The 17334-nt window shown below is 58.2% G+C and carries 17 protein-coding genes and 1 riboswitch; of the genes, 6 read left to right on the top strand and 11 right to left on the bottom strand.

All coding sequences use genetic code 11. From position 1 onward, the window contains the following. Nucleotides 1-84: 84 nt before the first annotated feature. The 6 genes from QEP12_RS16475 to QEP12_RS16450 form a co-directional block, all read right to left on the bottom strand. Nucleotides 85-309, bottom strand: coding sequence for a DUF3079 domain-containing protein (locus tag QEP12_RS16475; protein WP_284214950.1), 225 nt, complete (start codon nucleotides 307-309; stop codon nucleotides 85-87). A 547-nt stretch (nucleotides 310-856) separates the two neighbouring features. Beyond that, complete coding sequence (locus QEP12_RS16470) at nucleotides 857-1261, bottom strand: VOC family protein (protein WP_284214949.1); 405 nt, start codon at nucleotides 1259-1261, stop codon at nucleotides 857-859. Between the two features lie 2 nt (nucleotides 1262-1263). Further along, nucleotides 1264-1797, bottom strand: a complete 534-nt coding sequence (locus QEP12_RS16465; protein ID WP_284214948.1) for a hypothetical protein — start codon at nucleotides 1795-1797, stop codon at nucleotides 1264-1266. Then, on the bottom strand, nucleotides 1763-2323 hold the full coding sequence (locus tag QEP12_RS17030) for a hypothetical protein (protein ID WP_348521130.1): 561 nt from the start codon (nucleotides 2321-2323) through the stop codon (nucleotides 1763-1765). Before QEP12_RS17030 ends, QEP12_RS16465 begins: the two co-directional genes overlap by 35 nt. After that, the gene (locus QEP12_RS16455; protein WP_284214946.1) at nucleotides 2323-2667 is read right to left on the bottom strand and encodes a hypothetical protein; all 345 of its coding nucleotides are present in this window, start codon (nucleotides 2665-2667) and stop codon (nucleotides 2323-2325) included. The genes QEP12_RS17030 and QEP12_RS16455 overlap by 1 nt, the downstream gene beginning before the upstream one ends. A gap of 8 nt (nucleotides 2668-2675) precedes the next feature. Further along, nucleotides 2676-4496 carry a 3'-5' exonuclease gene (locus QEP12_RS16450; RefSeq protein ID WP_284214945.1) on the bottom strand — a complete coding sequence of 607 codons (1821 nt, stop codon included), beginning with the start codon at nucleotides 4494-4496 and terminating at the stop codon, nucleotides 2676-2678. A 400-nt stretch (nucleotides 4497-4896) separates the two neighbouring features. Here QEP12_RS16450 and QEP12_RS16445 point away from each other — a divergent pair, with 400 nt between their 5' ends. Next, complete coding sequence (locus tag QEP12_RS16445) at nucleotides 4897-5553, top strand: DUF924 family protein (protein WP_284214944.1); 657 nt, start codon at nucleotides 4897-4899, stop codon at nucleotides 5551-5553. A 306-nt stretch (nucleotides 5554-5859) separates the two neighbouring features. Here QEP12_RS16445 and QEP12_RS16440 read toward each other — a convergent pair whose 3' ends face one another. After that, on the bottom strand, nucleotides 5860-6126 hold the full coding sequence (locus QEP12_RS16440; RefSeq protein ID WP_174863115.1) for a hypothetical protein: 267 nt from the start codon (nucleotides 6124-6126) through the stop codon (nucleotides 5860-5862). A 351-nt stretch (nucleotides 6127-6477) separates the two neighbouring features. Between QEP12_RS16440 and putP the strand changes: the two genes are divergently transcribed. The 3 genes from putP to QEP12_RS16425 all read left to right on the top strand — a co-directional run bounded on the left by putP (nucleotide 6478) and on the right by QEP12_RS16425 (nucleotide 11047). After that, nucleotides 6478-7992 carry a sodium/proline symporter PutP gene (putP, locus tag QEP12_RS16435; protein ID WP_431308108.1) on the top strand — a complete coding sequence of 505 codons (1515 nt, stop codon included), beginning with the start codon at nucleotides 6478-6480 and terminating at the stop codon, nucleotides 7990-7992. 227 nt (nucleotides 7993-8219) lie between these two features. Further along, a riboswitch (cobalamin riboswitch) is annotated at nucleotides 8220-8453 on the top strand. A gap of 62 nt (nucleotides 8454-8515) precedes the next feature. Then, a complete protein-coding gene (locus QEP12_RS16430) occupies nucleotides 8516-10405 on the top strand; it encodes a TonB-dependent receptor domain-containing protein (protein WP_284214943.1) in 1890 nt (629 codons plus the stop codon). A 111-nt stretch (nucleotides 10406-10516) separates the two neighbouring features. Then, a complete protein-coding gene (locus tag QEP12_RS16425) occupies nucleotides 10517-11047 on the top strand; it encodes a cobalamin adenosyltransferase (protein WP_174863118.1) in 531 nt (176 codons plus the stop codon). Nucleotides 11048-11059: 12 nt separating this feature from the next. On the opposite strand, the gene QEP12_RS16420 is transcribed toward QEP12_RS16425, so the two are convergent. The 3 genes from QEP12_RS16420 to QEP12_RS16410 form a co-directional block, all read right to left on the bottom strand. Next, complete coding sequence (locus tag QEP12_RS16420) at nucleotides 11060-11215, bottom strand: hypothetical protein (RefSeq protein ID WP_174863119.1); 156 nt, start codon at nucleotides 11213-11215, stop codon at nucleotides 11060-11062. Nucleotides 11216-11395: 180 nt separating this feature from the next. Then, a complete protein-coding gene (gene miaA, locus QEP12_RS16415; RefSeq protein WP_174863120.1) occupies nucleotides 11396-12394 on the bottom strand; it encodes a tRNA (adenosine(37)-N6)-dimethylallyltransferase MiaA in 999 nt (332 codons plus the stop codon). Between the two features lie 60 nt (nucleotides 12395-12454). Next, entirely contained in the window at nucleotides 12455-13687 is a 1233-nt protein-coding gene (locus QEP12_RS16410) for a multidrug effflux MFS transporter (RefSeq protein WP_284214942.1), read from the bottom strand. Nucleotides 13688-14000: 313 nt separating this feature from the next. Here QEP12_RS16410 and QEP12_RS16405 point away from each other — a divergent pair, with 313 nt between their 5' ends. Together QEP12_RS16405 and QEP12_RS16400 are read left to right on the top strand one after the other, a co-directional pair. Next, nucleotides 14001-14876, top strand: coding sequence for a methylglyoxal synthase (locus QEP12_RS16405; RefSeq protein WP_284214951.1), 876 nt, complete (start codon nucleotides 14001-14003; stop codon nucleotides 14874-14876). Nucleotides 14877-15043: 167 nt separating this feature from the next. Next, nucleotides 15044-16141, top strand: a complete 1098-nt coding sequence (locus tag QEP12_RS16400; protein WP_284214941.1) for a glycerol dehydrogenase — start codon at nucleotides 15044-15046, stop codon at nucleotides 16139-16141. 99 nt (nucleotides 16142-16240) lie between these two features. Here the strand turns inward: QEP12_RS16400 and QEP12_RS16395 are convergent, their stop codons facing one another. Then, entirely contained in the window at nucleotides 16241-17209 is a 969-nt protein-coding gene (locus QEP12_RS16395; protein WP_284214940.1) for a porin, read from the bottom strand. Between the last annotated feature and the right edge of the window lie 125 nt (nucleotides 17210-17334).

Below are 17334 nucleotides of genomic sequence, written 5' to 3'. Positions count from 1 at the left end.
TTGGTTTTAGCTGTGTATGGCAAACGCAGCTGCCGCAGGCAGGCACCCCTCTGGCACAACCCGGGCACCCTGGGCACGCAGGGCCTACAGGCTGTGGGGTGGTGTCGGGGCCTTGGTAGCGGCAGCGGCCACCGCTTCGCAGGACGTACCCTCCACCATCTGCTCCCAGTCGTCGCCCCAGAACTCGCAAGGGTGGGGCGTGCGGTCGGAGCCATTGCCGCAGCGCAGGTCATCGGCCGGGCAATACAGATCGCAGCCCCAGCACAGGCGCTTGGGGTGGGCGGGGGCAATCGGGAATTTTTTGGCCATCTCTGTGCATCTATAGGCGTTGGCGCCCATCACAAGGCGTACTTGCAATTTACGCCCAAACGGCGTGCATGCAGTTTGTGAGAGATCACAGACAGCGTGGTCTTGGGGCGTTGGGAGTGTCTTATTTGATAGCTGCTAGCGCTTGCTGCATCAGCGTTAGAGGCTGATTGATCTATCAATCATTTGCCATCTGCGCAATGCTCAAAGCATGCGGGTGTTAGAGGCAGAAGCCGGTTCATCGCACCGGCGAGCGAGTGACTTTTTGTTTTCGTCCAGAAAAGCGCAGCTTTCACTCAAGTCACCCAAGATGCGACCCTGCCGGGGGCTGCCCGGCGGAACTCGCTGCGCGCTTGCAGCGCTACGCTCCCACAGCCGCCGGAAATATGCAGGACTGCCATGTGGCCTGCACGACGCTTGCGCACGCAAAACGGTGTGGGGCGTTGCGGCCCGCTGCTGTCAAGGCTGGTTTGCTTTTTTTGGGGTGTTGATTGGGCTAAGCACCAAATTGGCCTCTAACGCTGATGCAGCAAGCGTTAGCAGCTATGGTTTATGCGGACGTGGCCCATGCTTCACGAAACATCAAACACAGCTTGTGGCCCGCCGGGTCGCGCACATAAGCCAGATAGCGGTCATTGCCCGGTGCGCGGCGCCAGCCGGGCGCATCTTCAATGGCTACGCCGCCGTGGGCCAAAGCAGCGTCGAGTGCGCGGTGCAACTGGTCGATGGAGGTGGTTTTGAACCCCAGCGTAAAACCGTTGTAGTGCGTGGCAGGCTCACCGTTGCGCGGCGTGGCGATCATCAGCCGCGTGCCATCGTGATCCCACACATAGCGCTCAAAACCGTTGACGTGGATATGCGTCGCAGGCGCCGCGCCCAGAACGCCGAGGACGGCGTCATAGAACTGGCGGCTGGCTTGGAGGTGGTTGGTGCCTAGGAGGAGGTGGGAGAGCATTTCTAATCAAGATCTGTTGGCTTTTGCCAGAAATCTTCGTTTTTCGTTTCTGGAATAGTGTTCTTATTAACCGGTTTGGCATCTATATTAGATAAAATCATCCACAAGCTGTATGCTATTGGTAAGAATGATAATAATCCTGCGATTGAAAATCCAAAACTAATAATTCCACTTGTCGATGGTTGAATTTTTGCCATTGGAAATATTGAATATAATGAGAAAAATAAACATATTAGCCAAAATAGAGTTGCTCCAAACAAATCAAATAAAATCCTTTTTTCAACTCCATATTTTCTTAAGAAAGAAACCAGTGGAGTATTAGATATGGTATATAGCAGGGCACCTATAGCTACTAAAAAACCAACCATTGTTGCAGCCACACTGCCCATGACTGATGTGTAGCTTTTCCAGTCAGCGACAAGTTTCTTATTTTCATCATCAGGATAATATAAAAATATGCATGTTATTGCTATTGTTAAAAATAGAATATTCGTTAAGACTCTAGGTCTTAGTAAAGAAGAATTTGATTTGTTCATTGCATTCGTCTTTTGCTTTTGCTAGACCATAAAAAACATCTTTAGGTAAGAATTTATTTTTTTCATCTAGTTCTACTTCGAATTCTTTTTTTATTCTATTCAATATTAGGTCTATAATTTCATTTTTTAAGCAAACGTCATTGATATCAATATTTCCTTTTTCAGGCATCACAGTTGCGCGAGCAACCTTCGCCCAGCCAGCTCTTGCCAAGTTTGCCAAAGATTCTTTGTAGTGATCTGGCAAAGGATAGTTTGAATCAGCTGTTAACGTTAATTTAATACGCTTGGCATTATCAGATTTGAAAGATTTAATTAAATCTCTAAGCCAGCCTTCTTCTTCAATTTCTGCAAAAGGAGGCGGAAGAATAGAAGCTTCTATTTTCTTTAATGGACCAGATTTTATTAGTTTTGAGTAGCTGTCCTCGGTTAAAACAGCTTCGAGTAAGATATTTTTCTTTGTTACTCTGTTTAAGTAGCGCTGAAGTTTTCCAATACTGCTTCCGTTGCCATTCCGTTGATAAACAATTAAATTATTTTCCTTAAAGAAAAGAAATGATTTTTCTCTACTAAACCATGCCCAGGAAGAAGGGAAACCTCTTTATCATCACTTTCTTCGGAAGCTTGCTCAAGTACTTCATTAAAGCGGCATCTGCCAAAAACAGCCATGAAAACGGTTTCAGATTTGTTTGAGGCTATAGATCTAATTTGGTATTTTTCATCTGACTCAGTACCATCTGATTTATTCTCTAATGCTATTGATGGAGCATGTGAATTATTGTTTGATTTTAATAAATCAAACAAAGTAGAGAAGTCATTATTATTAAGAGCATGCATTGCATAAAACTCTGCAGTCATAGATTTTTTCTTCATAGTTTATATTATGATATTAATAAATTAGTTGATCTTGTTGCCGCGACATAAGCCAATTTAGATTCCATCTCTAAATCCTCTTGGCTCATCTTTTCTTGAACTTCAGACGTTAAAACCGCCACCACCGGCCATTCCAGCCCTTTGCTGGCATGCATTGTCATGACCTTGATGGTGTTGTCTTGCGGCTGAAAGTCGCCTGATTTTTTGCGTACGCGGTGGGGCAGGCCTTTGCGGGTGAGGGCGCGGCTGCAGATGTCCATGCCGTCCCAGTCGCGGCACAGCACGGCCATGTCGCCCCAGGCGTGGCCTTGGGCGTGCTGGTCGGCCAGCAGTTCGGCAATCTTGGCGGCGCGTTCGGGCAGGCTGGGCAGGTTGATGACGATGGGTTCTGGCCCTTCGCGCCCGCAGCCCATGGGGGCGAGCAGGGGGATGCTGTCTTCATCCTTGGCGTCCTCGGGCTGGAGGATGCTGCCCGCCACCTGATTGGCCAGCTGCAAAATTTGCCGGGTGTTGCGGTAGTTGATTTTGAGGATGGTGGTGCGCCCGCTGGCTTGTATGCCCACGCTTTTGAGGCTAAAGCCCATCTTGCCGCTGCGCCGGTAAATGCTTTGCGCATCGTCATACAGCAGGAGCAGGCTGTTGGTGTGCGGGTCCACCATCTGGGTGATGAGCTTGAGCCATTCGGGCGCAAAGTCGTGCCCCTCGTCGATCAGGATGGCGTGGTACTGGCCTGCGGGGATGTGGCCTTTGTCCACCCCGCTGATGACGCAGCGCACGTATTCCTCCATTTTTTTGCCCACGGGCCAGCGCTCGGCGTAGTCGGGCAACTGGTGGTAGGCGACGAGCTGGTCACGCACCCATTTGTGGAAGTGGCGCACGTGTACGCGCTCGCTCAGGCCTTTGGTGTCGAGCTGGGCGGCCAGTTTGACGGCCAGCGGCTCGTTGTAGCAGAGCACCAGAATGGGTTTGCTGCCGGGGCCCTGGGTTTGAGCCAGGTGTTCGGCGCGGTAGCCCAAAATCATGGTTTTGCCCGAGCCTGCCACGCCGTGGATGACGCGGTGGCCGTCGCCCAGGCTGCGTGCAAGTTGTTCTTGCTGTAGGTCCATCACGCGCATGATGTCGGGCAGGCGTTCTTCGGCAGCGTTTTCTGCGGCGGCTTCGGCGCTGGCATCTTCAAACAGGCTTTGCTGCTGGGGCACGCGCACCTGGGGGAAGAGAATCCAGCGCACACGTTCGAGCTGCGGCACGGTGATGCCCCGCTTGCCAAAGCTGTGCGGAAACATGGCCCACAGGCGCTCTTGGAAGGCCTCGGGCTCGACGTTTTCAAACATCTCGTCCTGGCAGATGACCAAGCGCTCGGGAATGGCGCTGCCCAGTTCCGCCGCTTCAAACTGCGCGCGGGTGATGCGGGTGAACACCACGCCGTAACCCCACGGAAAGATGAGCTGGCCCTTGTGCGGGCCGTCGGGCTGCTGCAGTTGCGGGTCGCGTTGCAGGGCATTGATGACCTGAATGGCGCAGTGGCGCGCTTGCGCCAGCGGGTTCATCACCACTTTAGGCTGGCCGCTGCTGCTGTCCAGAATTTCAAACCGCTCGCGCGTAGCGCTGCGGATGGTGCTGAGGTGCCAGTCTTTGGTTTCCAAAATCAGCGCGCCCCGGTGCGGGTGCAGCACCACAAAATCGGGGTGGGTTTGCTTGGGGCCAATGGGCACGTCGTACCAAAGCAGGTAGTCGTCCTCCAGTTTCTTTTCCAGCCGCTCGGCCAGGCGTTTTTCGCCCGAGGTCATGCGGTGCAGGCAGGTGCCCAGTGCAGGTATCAGGGTAGCCATGTCTCTGTGTGGTGCGCGGCCCCTCCCCGGCAGGCTGCACCAGTATTTGTAGGTATGGGGTGGTTATAGGGGCAAAGCGCTGCGGGTGTGCCACATAGTCGACTGCGGTGTGTGCCCGTGTACGCAGGCTTTTTGAAGGTGTTTTAGGACTTTTGCGCAGATGTGGAAAGCGCGGACAGCTATGTTTTTGGTGGCGCTGCGTTCAACCTTGTTTGCGTTGTGGCGGGCATGCAGGGCGCGCTGCCGTGCGCGGCCCACCACCTGGCCTGTGTGCGGTATGCGCTGGCTTGCCTTGATCTTTGAGGCGCTGCCATGCACCATCGTTGCTGAAAGTGGCGCTGGCAGTGGCGTTACGCTTGGGCTTTGCTGGGTTTACTGCGTTTTATAAAAAGGAATAGCCATGTCTGACACCTCCAAACACCTGTCTTTGCCTGTTGCGCATGTGCTGGACCCGCGCCTGTCGCAGGTGCTGGAGTACTGGCTGGGCGCAGAGTTGCCCACCAACGAGAGCGCGCTGGCGCGCAAGACGCTGTGGTTTACCAAGTCGGAGGAGGTGGATGAAGAGATTCGCCACCTGTTTGGCGCGGTGCTGCAAGAGGCGCTGGCGGGCAAGCTGGATGGCGAGGCGCTGGAGTCGCCCCTGGGCATGCTGGCACTGCTGATTGTGCTGGACCAGTTCACGCGCAATGCCTACCGCTGCACGCCCAAGAGTTTTGCGGGCGATGCCAAGGCGCGGCAGTTGGCGCTGAAGGCGATTGATTTGGGCTGGGATATGGACGCCAGCATTCCCGCTATTGCGCGCATCTTTATTTACCTGCCGCTGGAGCATGCCGAAGACATGCTGATGCAAGAGCACAGTGTGGTGGCGTTTGAGCAGCTGTACCAGGAAGCGGAGCCCGCGCTGCGCGAGTTTTTTGAAGGCACGCTGGATTACGCGAACAAGCACCGGGAGGTGATCAAGGAGTTTGGGCGCTTTCCGCACCGCAACCCCATCCTGGGCCGCGAGAGTACGGCGGCAGAGAAGGTGTATTTGAGCAAGCCGGGGGCGGGGTTTTAAGGCCCGCTCACACGAGGCCAAATGCTTGGTTTTGGGTGCTTGGCGTTGCTGGACTGAGCGTGCGGGTACTGCCTTCTTGGCTTTGCGCGCTGTTTCAATCACCAATCGCCAACTTCCAGCCGCCAACCGGTGGTTGGCTGGGTAGGGGCGCGGCTGTGTAGTTAGGTAGCTGGTAGAGGTGATGCGCCCATCTGCTCGATCAACAGGCGCATAAAAAAAGCTGCTGAGGCCCATGCCCCGCAGCTTTTTTTTATGGTGTTTTTGGCCTCTGGCGCTTGTGGGGCAAGCGCTTGCAGCTATGTATTTTTAGTTCTTGGTAGGGCGGCGGCCAGTGAGCGACCAGCCTGCGTGCATGTTCTTTTTGTCGTTTTCATATTCCCAGTTGGTGCCGCAGCGCTCGCAGACATACCGGGTGATGGTGACGGTGCCGGTTTCACGCTCGCGCTTGTAGTTGTCGCCCTGGGTCAGCTCGACGTGGCCGGGGGCTTTGCGCCAGTTGCGCTGGATACCGGCGCAGGCATCGCACATTTCGATTTTTTTGAGTTCAGAGGCGCGGTCGTTATCTTGGGTCATGGTGTTCTGGGGCGTTCAAGGCGGCGTGCGCGCAAGGCGCGTATGGGCCATGACTGTACCTAAATCAGCCAACAAACGCTGGCACAGGGGTGCTTTGCGGGGCGCGCTCAGTGCTGCAAAACCCACGGCCAGCGGGCGGCATAGCGCGCTGGTGTGCGCCACGCGGGGCAACACCTGTTCCAATTGAGGGTTTGCACCATGGTGAGGGCGCCGGTGCACGGGGCGGCGGAGTGTGCCCTCGTTCGGATTCCTTGTGTCGGTGGTATGCGGCAGTGGGGTGCCCGCGCTGTGGCAGCGCTGGTGAGCGGGGCGGTGACACCGCAGCCATTTACAAGATTGAGGAGGATACGAATGACCGCTAACACCCCAACGCTGGTGATGTTTGCCATCTATCTGTTTGGCATGCTGCTGATCGGATGGCTGGGCTACCGCGCAACCCAGAATTTGTCGGACTACATCTTGGGCGGTCGCAGCCTGGGCAGTGTGGTGACGGCGCTGTCGGCAGGCGCGTCGGACATGAGTGGCTGGCTGCTGATGGGCCTGCCCGGCGCGGTGTTTCTCTCGGGTTTGTCGGAGGCATGGATTGCCGTGGGCCTGTGCGTGGGTGCCTGGCTGAACTGGCGCTTTGTGGCGGCACGCCTGCGGGTGTACACCGAAAAGGTGGGCAACGCGCTGACGCTGCCCGACTATTTCACCAACCGTTTTGAAGACCAAAGCAGCTTGCTGCGCATCGTCACGGCGGTGGTGATTTTGGTGTTTTTCACCATTTACTGCGCCTCGGGCGTGGTAGCGGGTGCGCGGTTGTTTGAGTCGATGTTTGGCATGGATTACCAGACCGCCCTGTGGGTGGGTGCGGTGGCCACCATGGCCTATGTGTTCATCGGCGGCTTTTTGGCCGTGAGCTGGACGGACACCATCCAGGCGGCCCTGATGATTACGGCGCTGATCCTAGCGCCCTTGATGGTGATTTACGCCGATGGCGGCGTGGCGGCATCGGCTGATGTGATTGCAACTGCACGCCCCGGCGCGTTTGACATGGTGGCCAATCTGGATGTGATTGCCATCGTCTCGCTGCTGGCCTGGGGCCTGGGCTACTTTGGCCAGCCGCACATTCTGGTGCGCTTCATGGCGGCAGAGTCGGTCAAAACCATTCCCAACGCCCGCCGCATTGGCATGACCTGGATGGTGCTGTGCCTGGGTGGCGCAGTGGCCGTGGGCTTTTTTGGCATTGCCTTCTTTGGCGCACGCCCCGAGATTGCCGCAGGCGTGAACGCCAACGCAGAAACGGTGTTCTTGGAAGTGACCAAGCTGCTGTTCAACCCCTGGCTGGCGGGCGTGCTGCTGGCGGCGGTGCTGGCGGCGGTGATGTCTACCTTGTCGTGCCAGTTGCTGGTGTGCTCCAGCGCGCTGACGCAAGACATCTACAAAACCTTCTTGAACAAAACCGCCAGCGACCAGCAACTGGTGTGGTTTGGCCGCGCCATGGTGTTTGCGATTGCCGTGGTGGCCATCGTGATTGCGCAAGACCCCAACTCCAAAGTGCTGGGCATGGTGAGCTACGCGTGGGCCGGCTTTGGCGCCGCGTTCGGGCCGATTGTGCTGTTCTCGGTGCTGTGGAAGCGCATGACCCGCAACGGCGCACTGGCGGGCATGGTGGTGGGCGCTGTCACCGTGCTGCTGTGGAAGAGCTATGGCGTGCCCATGAAGGACGTTTATGGCATCTTCCGTCTGTATGAAATCGTGCCCGGTTTTGTGCTGTCGTCGATAGCGATTGTGGTGGTCAGCCTGATGGGCAAAGCACCTTCGGCGCAGATGCAAAAAATTCACGCCGAGGTCGACCAAGAAGTGGCTGCACACGGTCAGTAATGGCGTTGCACCCCCGTTGTGGCCCTTGGGGCCTGCGGGTGCCGGGGCCGCAACTGCGGCTCGGTGTTTGAGGAGTAAAAATGGCTGCCAGCGCTGATGTAGATTGCGCTGGCAGCTATTTTTTTGTGTGCGTAAAGCTTCAGATCCAACCGAAAAAAGCGGCGGTTTGTGGGCGTCGCCAGTGCCGGGTTGTTAGATCGCTGCGACAAGGTGGGGCTGACAAGCGGCATAGAATCGCTGCTTTTGGTGCTCGCAACGTCGTTCTGACGTTGCAGTTAAACGGGAAACATGGATACGCAGGCGCTTGCGCGCCCACGTATTGCATGTACTGCCCCCGCAACAGTGTGTGCATGGGTTCTCAGGAACCAGCCTGTCCGCTTTGCCACTGGAGCTGATTGCTCTGGGAAGGCTGTGACAGTCGGTGCATCAGTCTGGATACCGGCCAAAAAAGGTTCGGCTCTCACCCAGAGTCGGTGTTGTGTGAAGCACGGCGGGGACGCCTGTGCCAACTGATGTGAACTCCATGAAAAACTTTGATTCCTTCTCGCTGGAAGGTACGTCTGCACGCGCTTGTGCGCGCTTTCCTATGGCTGCTGTGGCGCTGGCCGCTTTGACTTTGGCCCAGTCTGCCGTCGCGCAAGACGCCAAGATGGCTACGACGGTGGTGACGGCAACACGCTCTGAAACCAAACTGGATGAAACGCTGGCGGATGTGCGCGTCATTACGCAAGAGCAGATCAGCAATTCGGCTGGGCGTTCTCTGGCCGAAGTGCTGCAGCGTTTTGCCGGTGTGCAGATGTCGAGCAATGGCGGGCGCGGTAATACGCAGAGTGTTTCTATCCGCGGAAGCAAGCAAGTGATTTTGCTGGTGGACGGCGTGCGCTTTGGATCTGTGACGGATGGATCGCCCTCGTTGTCCTCTTTGCCACTAGAGAGTATTGAGCGCATTGAGGTGGTGCATGGCCCTGCTTCTGCGTTGTATGGCAGCGATGCGATTGGCGGTGTCATTCAAATTTTCACCAAACAGGGCAAGGGCGCCAAGCAGGCATTTGTGCCTTATGCGTCGGCCACTGTGGGTCAATCTGCCTACAAGGACGCGAGCGCAGGGTTTGCGGGTGCACAGCAAGGCTGGAATTACAGCCTGAATGTGGCACGGGTATTGGATCCAGGCTTTTCTTCGACGAATGCGAAAAGTGGCTCTTTCAACGCAGACAAAGACAAGTACCACCAAACTTCGGTCACGGCGGCTTTGGGCTATGCATTCAATGATGCTTGGCGCCTGGATGCCAACTTGATGCGCGCCGACGGCTATGCGGAGTTTGACAACGGCGCCACCAAAGCTTCGTGGGTGGATTCCGATGCAGGAACAGGCCAACTCAAGCTGACAGGCAAAGTTAACGATATCTGGACAACCAGCTTGAGCACATCGTCGTCGAGTGACAAGTTGCGCTCCTATGACCGTGCGTTGGTGACCAAGGTGCTCACCGATTCGCTGTACCAGACCAAGCAAAAAGAATACAAGTGGAGCAACGAGTTCAAGACCCCCGTTGGTATCGCCATTGCGGGAGTGGAACGACTGGAGCAAAAAGTCAATTCCACGACGGAATACGACAAAACCAAACGCACCACGGATGCTGTTTACGCAGGCTTGAATGGCAGCTATGACCGTCATAGCTGGCAAGTGAATGTGCGCAGCGATGACAACTCGCAATTCGGTCGCTTTGAGACGTGGGGCATTGGCTATGGCTTCCAGCTGCTGCCCTCTTTGCGTGCTTATGCCTCGCGTGGCAAGAGCATCAATGCGCCCACGTTCAATCAGCTGTACTGGCCTGCAGACCCTATGTGGGGCGGTGGTGGCAACCCCAATCTGCAACCGGAAGAGGGACGGAATACGGAGTTGGGGCTGCACTGGACGCTGGACGGCCATGCCTTCAAGTTGGCGCGCTTTGACAACAAGGTGAGCAACCTCATCGTGTGGGGGACGACGGTTGAAAATATTGATCATGCCCGGATGAAGGGCTGGTCGCTGGGATACAGCAAGTCGCTGGATACGTGGCAATTTGCGGCGTCCTACGATTACCTTGATTCCCGCGACAGTCTCGGTGAGCGCATTACACGCCGTATGCCAAAGCAGCAAGCCACTGTCTCGGTAGACAAAACATGGGGTGCTTGGAAGCTGGGTGCCAATGCCTTGTACGTGGGTAATCGCACCGATCTGTTTGGATACCCTTCCAAGAAGGTCGTGCTCAAGAGCTATGCCACGTTGGATGCTTATGCTGAATACAAGTTTGCAAAGGAATGGGCAGTGCAAGCACGTGTTGCCAATCTGACCGACAAGCAATACGAAACGGCGTATGGCTATAACCAGCGTGGCCGTGCAGGCTATCTGACTTTGAAGTGGTCACCCCGCTAATTCTTGTCAGCCCCGGCTTGGTGCGGTGCACCAAGCCATCAGCCAAGCGCACAGATTTGCTTCTGTGCGCTTTTTTGTGGGCGCTTGCTGGGGTTTGCCCGTAGAGGTTTTATGAAATCAAGCAAAAACTGGGATGAGGTCTGCTACCCCTTCATCCACGAAACCGCATCGCTGTGCGACTTTGAAGTGACGACGGATGAGTGGTGCACGCTGATTGGGATGGCCTTTTCGGCAACGCCCGCAGACTTGGCTGACATTGCCGAAGATCTCGCGCACATACAACCACTGGCTTTTCATGTGAATGGATCGATTCGCGGCAAGCTGGCGATTGAAGAGGCCGATGTGCAGTGGGTGCTGCAGCGCATGCAGCACTACCGCCAGGCGTTGGGCGAGCGCGAGCATGTGTTTGTGCTTCCACGCGGTACAGCACCTGTGCCGCAATTGCACCAGGCACGATCGGCGGCGAAAAAGGCGATTCGTGCGATGGTGCGTGTAGCGCAAGAGGGGCGTGACGTGCCAGAGGTGTTGCCACGCATTTGCAATGCGTTGTGCAATCTGTTTTTTCTCATGACGTTGACGGTGAATAGGCGCCGAGGGCTGGAAGAAGTGCCCTTCGTGAGCAAGAGCTACAAAGCCCGCTAGGGCCTAAAAAACTCAGCGCGTATGCACCACGCTGGCATCGATTTCCCCGTAGACCGTGATGCCGCTGGGGGTGTTGGCGGTCGTATCAGAGGCGGGGTAGTAATCACGGTGCGCGCAGCCACCCAGCGTGAGTGCGATGGCGATCCCAAGAAAGTGAAGGTGTTTCATAGCTTGCCCTTTGGGGTCAAGACTAACGGAAACACCGGGGCTGTGGCGTAAGCAGGCGTATCCAGGCGAATGCCTTGGCATACGCATGTGTATGCAGTCTGGGGCGGCGTACCTGGCCTCTCCTGCAAACCTTGGTGCCCTCGGTTTGCTTGGGGTGCAGGGGCTGGCCGGACGTCTGCGTTACGCGCGCGGTGGGATACAGGCCAAGGCCGCTTGCACCACGTTCATGGTGGCCAGTGGGTCGTCACACGCAATCGGGTGGCGCTGGGGCATGCTGCGCAGCCAGGTGATTTGGCGCTTGGCCAGCTGGCGCGTAGCGGCAATGCCTTTTTCGCGCACCAGGTGCATATTGATGTCGGGCGTGCCTTTGCGCGCTTGCCAGTCCAGCTCTTCCCAGACTTGGCGGTAGCCCACACAGCGCATGCTGGGCAGGTCAGGGTTCAGGTCGCCGCGGGCGCGCAGGGCTTTCACCTCGTCAATAAAACCCGCTTGCAGCATGGCGTCGTAGCGCTGGGCAATGCGCGCGTGCAGCCAGGCACGGTCGTTGGGTTCTAAGGAAAAAAGCGTGCAATCGAAGGCAGGCTCTGCGTCAGCAGCTCTCTTTTTTGTATTGTGAAAACTCGACAGTGGTTGACCGGATACCTTCCACACTTCCAGCGCACGCTGAATGCGCTGGCTGTCCGCGGGGGCCAGGCGGGCGGCGGTTTCGGGGTCTACCTGGGCCAGCTCGGCATGCATGGCGGGCCAGCCGCGCTCGGCAGCCTGCGCATCAATCTGGGCGCGCACGGTGGGGTCTGCGGCGGGCATTTCGTCAATGCCATCCAGCAGCGCTTTGAAGTACAGCATGGTGCCGCCCACCAGCAGCGGGATGGCGCCGCGCGCGCGGATTTCACCGACCAGACGCTGGGTGTCTTGCACAAATTCGGCGGCGCTGTAGGACTGCAGGGGATCGAGGATGTCGATCAGGTGGTGCGGCACTGCCGCTTGCTCTTGGGTCGTGGGCTTGGCTGTGCCAATGTCCATGCCGCGATAGACCAGGGCCGAGTCCACACTGATGATTTCACAGGCTTGGCCGCGCTGGGACAGCACGGCGGCCAGCGCCAGGGCGGCATTGGTTTTGCCAGATGCGGTGGGGCCGGCGATGGCAATGCAGGGCAGGGGAGAAGTGGAAGCAGTCAAAATGGAAAACGGGCGAAGGGGCAAACGGTTCAGACCAAGCAGCGCCTGCAAAGCCAGGCTTTAAGAGGCGCTGGGCACGCCGTGGCGGCGCACCAGCGTGCATGATGCCAAGGCTGCTGCCAAACACCAGAAGCCCAGCCCGAAAACCAAGGGGTACACAGTGCCATTGAAGCTGCGGCCCAGCAACTGGCCCGTGACAAACGCGAACAGCATCATGATGAAGCCGTTGAGGGCCGAAGCCATGCCCGCCGCTTTGGGAAAAGCGCTGACGGCCCCGCTTTGGCCGCAGGGCTGCTGGATGCCGTGGGCAATCGGAAACAGTAGGCAAGCGCAGGCGTAGGCCCAAGGGTTGCGCACCTCCAGCAGCGCCAAGCCCAGCAGCAAGGCGGCACACAGCACGGCCAGCCCACCGGCGATGGCCACGGTATTGCGCACGCCCCAGCGTGGCAGCAGGCGGCGGCACAGCATGGTGCCGCCAATATAGATCACCCCATTCGCTGCCAGCAGCCAGCCAACGTGGCTGGCGCTCCAGCCCAGGGCTTGGGTAAAGACAAAGGGGGCGGCGGTTAAAAAGACCACCAGGCCACCATACGAGCTGGTGGTGGTGGCCGAATAGGCCAAAAAGGTGGGGTGGCGCAGAATCTCGCGCCAGCTGGCCAGCAAACGCCGGGGCTGCAAGGCATGCGGGTTGAAGTGCTGCACGCTTTCCTGAAAACGCAGCCACACCAGCAGCCAGGACGCGGCCCCCACCACAGACAGCGCCACCATGGTGGAGCGCCAGCCCATGTACTGCGCCAGCCAGCTACCCATCAAGGGGCTGCAGCAGGCCAGCACACCCAAGCCGGACAGCGCTTTGGACATGACGTGGGTGCCTTCTACAGGGTTGTACAAATCACGCACGATGGCGCGGGCCGCCATCACCACAGCGCCCAGCGCTGCGCCTTGCACGGTGCGCCAGGCGATCAAGGCATCCATGTGCGGAGCCAGGGCGCAGCCCACGGCGGCCAGCACATACAGGCCAATGCCTGCCAGCAAGATGGGGCGACGGCCCCAGCGGTCGGACGCGGGCCCCCAGGCCAGTTGTGAGCAGCCAAACGCCAGGATCAGGGTGTAAAACGTGCTTTGGGTCTGGGCGACAGAGGCATCGAGCTGCTGCGCCAGCAACGGCATGGCGGGCAGGTACAGATCGGTCGTCAGCGGCTGAAAGCCCAGCAGCAGCGCGAGCAAGCCAATGACAAAAACGGGCGACATGGCCGCAGGCGATGCCACGGCAGAAGAGGAAGAAGCAGACACAAAAACCGATACCAGAGAGCCAATAAAGTGCCACCGATCAGCGGCGTGTGCAGGCTAGCAGAAGCAATTTGGCGTGGTGTCGCTTAGTTCGCACACTTGCCAAAAAAGGCGTTGATGTAGATAGGGAAAGCGCTGGTAGCTATGAATTTTTACAGCGCTGCAGGCGCCATGCGGCTTTCTGGCATGGGCGGCAGGCCTTGGGCATACGCCGCACCGGGTGCCAGCGGCCGTCATTCCGGGGGCCGGTGTTTGGGTCTATGCTCTGTGCGCGCGTCAATCACGAACTCAAGAACGCGCTGTTGTGAAGGAATATGTGACCATGCTGTTAGGCCTTGCTGCGAACCGACTCCACCACCAAACCGAAGATGCCGCACTGTTTGCGCTGCTGCGCGCCTGTGAATCCGGCATGCGCGAGCTGAACCTGGGCCTGCACGCTGTGGGCCGCACCTACGATGCGATTGCCGCCGCCAACATGATGCACCGCTACAGCAACCTGGTGCGCTACCCCTATGGCCGCGAAGGCGGGCTGATGAAGCTGGTGGCTGAGGTGGTGGGCATGGGCGAGGGGCGCACGCTGGATGGCGCCATTTACCTGACCGACCCGGTCGATCCATCCTCCATCTTCCCGGAAGCATTGGCTTTGAAGCGCCAGTGCGTGATTCACGGCAAGCCCTTTATCTCTACCGTGGCCACGGCGCGCGACTGGGTGGAGATGGAGCGCATGCACGCAGGCTTGGCGCGCGACCGCAATGCCGATCGCTTTCATGACTTTGAAAACCAGACCGTGGCGCTGATTGCGCACGATGCCATGAAGCCCGCTATGCTGGATTTTGTGGCGCAGAATTTTGACCTGCTCTCGCGCTTTAAGCGACGGGTGGGCACGGGCACCACAGGGCAAAAACTCAACGAACTGGCCTGGAGCAAAGGCTGGCCTGCGGACAAAGCCTGGGTGGACCGCTACCACAGCGGCCCCTTGGGGGGCGATGCACAGATTGCCGACCTGGTGCTGGAGCGCCGCTGCCAGCGCGCCATCTTCTTTGAAGACCCGCATGTGGCGCGCCAGCACGAAGCCGACATTCAGCTGCTGGAGCGTGCGGTGACCACCGTCACGCACGAGGCCGTGTGCATCACCACGCCCAAGGTGGCGCAGCGCTGGTGTGATGCGGCAGTGCTGCGCACCCAGCGCTAGCAGCGCCACCGCCTGCGGCGGCGCAGGCAGGTGCAGGCCGCTGCGCGGTGAACCCCGCGTTGCTTGATACGAATCAAGTGTGCGGCGAATGCCGCCCCGCAGCCCTTGAAGGAGTTGCAGCGTCTTGGCATTATGTAAAACCCTAATAACAACTACCAGGTGCTTCCATGACTCCACGTTCTGTCTCTTCCCCCAAGAAATTCCTCATCGGCGCTGGCCTGTTCAACCAGGTGGGTGAATACATTGCTGAGCATGGTGACCATGTGTTCATCATTGCGGATCGCTTCTTCCTGCCCCGCATTCAAACCGACACCGTGGCACAGCTGACCCAGCAGGGCATCCGCAGCCACGTAGAGCAGTTTGGTGGTGAGTGCACCACCGATGAAATTGCCCGTTTGGAAGCAGCCGTCAAAGCCGCTGGCTGCAATGTGGTGCTGGGTGTGGGCGGCGGCAAGGCACTGGATGTGACCAAGGCCGTGGCGCACCACTGCAAGCTGCCGCAGATTTTGGTGCCCACCATTGCTTCCACCGATGCACCCTGCACCGCCTTGGCCGTGATCTACAAGCCCAATGGCGAGTTTGACCACTACCTGTTCATGCCGCACAACCCCGATACCGTGTTGGCCGACACCTCCATCATTGCCCAAGCCCCCGCGCGCTTTTTTGCCGCAGGTGTGGGCGATGCGCTGGCCACCTACTTTGAAGCGCGGGCCTCATGGCGCTGCAATGGCACCAACCTGATCCTCAAGCGCCCCTCGCGCACCGGCTTGGGCCTGGGTGAAATGTGCTATGAAATTCTGCGCAAAAACATCGACGCTGCGATGGATGCCGTGCGCAACAAGGCCGTGACGCCAGCGCTGGAAGAAACCATTGAAGCCACCATCTACCTGAGCGGCGTGGGCGCCGAGGCGGCAGGCGTGGCCGCTGCCCATGCGGTGAACAACGGCATGGCCGTGGTGCCCGCCTTGCACAACGCCCAGCATGGCGAGAAGGTGGCCTTTGGCCTGCTGACCCAACTGGTGCTGGAGAACGCCCCGCTGCACGAGGTTGAAGAGGTGATTCGCATCATCAAGGCTGCGGGCCTGCCCCTGTCGCTGCGCGACTTTGGTGTGACCGAGTTGGTAGAGGCCGAGTGGCGCCAAGTGGCGAAGCTGGCCTGCGACAAGAACGACACCATGGGCAATATGGGCCGCCCCATCAGCGAAGCGGAGGTGTATGACGCGATGCTGGCCGCCAACAGCCTGGCAGAGCGCTACCACGATTAAGGCTGAAAACTGCCTCTGGTGCTTATTCTATAAGCGCTAGCAGCTATAAAAAAAGCGATCCCGAGGGATCGCTTTTTTTGGTGGCAGGCCTGCGAGGGCTTAGAAGTTGTGGCGGATACCTACGGACACCGACTTGCGGTCTTCGTTGGGGTTCAGATCGCCAAAGGCTGCGCCGTCCTTGTTTTGCAGCTGGCTGTAGAACGCGTACACCTTGGTGCGCTTGCTCAGGTGGTGGTTGTAGCCCACGGTCCACTGGTTGGCAGCGGCCTGGCCTTCGGCGTTGGCGTGGCCAAAGTTGGCGTGCAGTTCACCGGCACCAATGGCGTAGGCCACGGCAGCACGGGTCACGTTGGTCTTTTCCTTGATGCCAGCCACCACATCTTCGCTGCGCTGGTGGTAGCCGGACAGCGTCCAGGCACCGGCAGTCCAGGTGGCGCGCAGGGCGTATTGCTTGGCATCGGCCCACTCACCGTAGCCTGCGCCGAACGACCAGTTGCCACGGTCATAGTTGGCGGCCAAGTCGTAGGCGTTCTTGCCCTGGTTGTCAGCGGCGCGCTCGTGGAAGCTCACCGACGACTCCACGCTCAGGCCGTGGAAGACGGGCGACTTGTAAGCCAGGCGGTTGCTGGCGTTCTCGACACCCACGTACAGCGCGTCGGCAGTGATGCCGTAGTCTTCGTTGTGCAGGCTGGCGCGGTCAGCGATGGCGTAGTACGAAGGGTTGAAGAAACGGCCCATGCGCACGGTACCGAAGTTGCCCGACAGGTTCACTTCGCTGCGGTTGCTAAAAAAGCTGTCCGCTTCGGTGATGCTGCCGTTGTCCGAGTTGATGGCGCTTTCCAGCTGGAAACCCAGCTTCAGGCCATTGCCCAGGTCTTCCTGGCCTTGGAAGCCAAAGTAAGAGCCGCTGTTGTTTACACCGTTGACGCGGGCGTTGCCGGTCTTCACGGATTCGACGGCGGTGTCGATACGGCCATACACGTTGACGCTGGAGTCAGCGGCAGCAGCGGTGGCGGAAACAGCGATCAGGCCGGCAGCGGCCACAATTTTGTTCAGAGAGAAAGTCACGATCAAAGCGCTTGTACAGCGCATGCAAAAAAGGAAAACAATGCCTGCACAAGGGCAGGCTTTACCAGAGGGCGCAGCAAAGTGCGCGCTCGCTGTGGCCTGCGCAATGCAGGCCGGGCGCATTT

This window comes from Comamonas jiangduensis (genome assembly GCF_030162955.1).
Lineage (GTDB): Bacteria > Pseudomonadota > Gammaproteobacteria > Burkholderiales > Burkholderiaceae_C > Comamonas > Comamonas jiangduensis.
The sequence above is the reverse complement of the archived record's forward strand: the minus strand, read 5'-3'. Positions and strand labels throughout refer to the sequence as shown.